Raw genomic sequence first — 2,727 nt, 5'->3', positions numbered from 1 at the left:
GGCGTGGGCTCCGGGGGCAGGCGGTCCTGCGTCGTGCTGGTGAGTTCCGCCTGGCCGTCCTTGCGGTAGATGCGCCGGGCCAGGTCGCTGGGCCGGAAGAGCCGGGCCGCGAAGGGGATGAGCTCCGAGCGCCCCAGCACCATCAGGCCGTTGCGGCGCAGCGCGAACTGGAAGCGCGCCAGCACCCGCTTCTGCAGCTCCGAGTCCAGGTAGATGAAGACGTTGCGGCACAGGATGATGTCGATGCGCGACACCGGCGCGTCCGACACCAGGTTGTTCACGCCGAACACCACCGCCCGGCGGATCTCCTTGCGCACCGTGTAGCTGTTGCCGGTGCGCACGAAGAAGCGCGACAGCCGCTCCGGGGAGACGTTCTCCAGCTGCTCCGGCGTGTAGATGCCCCGGCGCGCGGTGGCGATGGCGTCCTCGTCCACGTCCGTGCCGAAGACCTTCAGCTCCGCGCCGGGGTAGCCGGGCCCCAGCGCCTCCGCGGCGATGATGGCCAGCGAGTACGCCTCTTCACCGGTGGCGCAGCCCGCGCTCCAGATGCGCAGCTCCGCGTCCGGCCGCTGGCGCACCAGCTCCGCCACGCTCTGCTCCAGCGCCTGCCAGACCTCCCGGTCCCGGAAGAAGGTCGTCAGCTTGATGAGCATGGAGGAGACCAGCGTGCTCACCTCCGTGGGGTCGCGCTCCAGCAGCGCCAGGTAGGCCGCCCGGCTGCGGCAGCGCGTGGCCTGCATCCGCCGCTCAATGCGCCGCTGCAGCGTGGCCCGCTTGTAATTGCGGAAGTCGAAGTTCCGCACCTGGCGGACCTTCTCCAGGATGGCTTCGAGCTCGCTGTCACGTGGAGGCTTGGGAGCCATACAGAGGGACGTAGCCCAGCGGGTGCTAACCGGGCAAGACCTGCATTCCCCCTCCCGGAGGAGCATTGCTGGCCATACTCCTCGTCCGGGTCAGGAACCGTGAAACGTTCGCTGGCCTCCTTCCGTGTGACGGCTACGCCGGGAGTCGTTTCACAGGGGGCGGCGGGATGGCATACCTTGGGCGTCCCTTCCCAGGGGGTGATGTCTGAAAGATGGGAGGGCAAGGGTGCCATCCATGGAGCTGAACTCAACGGGGCGGGAGATCCGCGTGGCACTGCTGGAAGATCAGCAGGTGTTCCGCGAGAGCCTGGTGGCCCTACTGGAAAGCGCGGGGATGAAGGTGGTGGCCCGGTGCGCGGAGACGGGCACGTTCCTGTCCAACGTGCGCGCGGCCGCGCCGGACGTGGCCGTGGTGGACCTGCGGCTGGAGCACGTGGGCCGCGAGGGCGCGGAGGATGGCCTGAACGCGCTGAAGTACCTGCACGACTTCCATCCGCAGGTGCGCGCACTGGTGTTGTCCGGACACCGCGAGCCGGACGTGGTGGAGCGCTGCTTCCAGGCGGGAGCGGCGGGCTACCTGTGCAAGCTGAACGTGGGCGTGGACGACGTGGTGCGCGCGGTGAGCCGCGTGGCGCGCGGTGAGCGGCTGCTGCCCGTGGAGATGCTCCAGGCCCACTCGATGCACCTGGAGGACTTCCAGGTGCCGGCCTCCGCGCTGTCGCGGCTGACGCTGCGCGAGCGCGAGGTGCTGGGCTACGTGGCCGCTGGCGCGGACAACCTGAAGATCGCCGCGCACCTGGGCATCACCGAGCGCACGGTGAAGGCGCACCTGACCAGCATCTACCGCAAGCTGGGGCCGGAGAACCGCGCCCAGCTCGCGGTGCTGGCGTGCGAGCTGGGCGTGACCCGTCCCGTGCTGGCCTGAGACGGCCCGGGGTGCTTCAGGGCGCGGAGGCCTCCTCCGCGCCTTCCTCCAGCGCTTCCTGGGGGCCGCCCAGGTGCTGGAGGAACCACTCCCCGGCGAGCTCGGCCACCTCTTCCAATTCCGAGTCCTCCTGGAAGTGGTGGGTGGCGCCCGGGATGATGTCCATGCGCTTGGCGGCGCGGAGCGCTTCGTAGGCCCGGCGGTTGATGTCCAGGCCCAGCGTGTCCGCGCCGCCCACCAAGAGCAGCGTGGGGGCCTGCACCTTGGGCAGCACCGCGCCCGCCAGGTCCGGACGGCCGCCGCGAGACACCACGGCGTCCACCTGATCAGGCCGGAAGGCCGCGGCGGACAGCGCCGCGCCCGCGCCGGTGTGCGCGCCGAAGTAGCCCACGCGCAGCCCCGAGGTGGGGGACTCGCGATGGAGCCACCGGGCCGCGCCCGCCATGCGCATGCCCAACAGGCCCACGTTGAAGCGCAACTGCCGCGTCCTGCGCTCCTCCATCTCCTCGCGGGTGAGCAGGTCCATCAGCAGGGTGCCCAGCCCCATGGCCTGGAACAGGCGCGAGGTCTGCGCGAGCCGGGGACTCTCCAGGCTGCTGTCGCTGCCGCGCGCCAGCACCACCATGCCCCGGGCCCCCGAGGGAACCGCCAGCCGCCCCCGGACGAGGACGGAATCATCGACGGGCACCATCACCTCGCGCTCCAGGTGCGTGCGCGCCGTCGTCGAGCCACCGCCACCACGCCGCGCTTGCGACTCCCGCGCGTCCTCCCACCCGTGGTCCTGCCCTACCGCCTTCAACCCCGTTCGTGACCGGGGACCTGGCATACAGGCTCCTCCCGTCTGCGTTTGGCTGGTTACCGCGTCTGGCTGAGACACAGTCTGAGCACTGCCCCTCCCTTTGTGACCTGCCGGAGGGTCCAGGGTGTCCAGCGTAGGAC

The 2,727-nt window shown here is 70.6% G+C and carries 3 protein-coding genes; 1 reads left to right on the top strand and 2 read right to left on the bottom strand.

Features of this window, described 5'->3' with window-relative positions; genetic code table 11:
* The coding region (locus D7X55_RS38160) for a protein-glutamate O-methyltransferase CheR (protein ID WP_147470385.1) at positions 1-863 on the bottom strand (863 nt) is incomplete at its 3' end.
* Positions 864-1,098: 235 nt separating this feature from the next.
* Between D7X55_RS38160 and D7X55_RS38155 the strand changes: the two genes are divergently transcribed.
* Positions 1,099-1,788, top strand: a complete 690-nt coding sequence (locus D7X55_RS38155; RefSeq protein WP_120548106.1) for a response regulator transcription factor — start codon at positions 1,099-1,101, stop codon at positions 1,786-1,788.
* Positions 1,789-1,804: 16 nt separating this feature from the next.
* On the opposite strand, the gene D7X55_RS38150 is transcribed toward D7X55_RS38155, so the two are convergent.
* Complete coding sequence (locus D7X55_RS38150) at positions 1,805-2,614, bottom strand: dienelactone hydrolase family protein (protein ID WP_233610320.1); 810 nt, start codon at positions 2,612-2,614, stop codon at positions 1,805-1,807.
* Positions 2,615-2,727 lie beyond the last annotated feature (113 nt).

Source organism: Corallococcus sp. AB049A (genome assembly GCF_003668885.1).
Taxonomy (GTDB): domain Bacteria; phylum Myxococcota; class Myxococcia; order Myxococcales; family Myxococcaceae; genus Corallococcus; species Corallococcus interemptor.
Note: the sequence above shows the minus strand (reverse complement) of the source record. Positions and strands in the feature narration are given on the sequence as shown.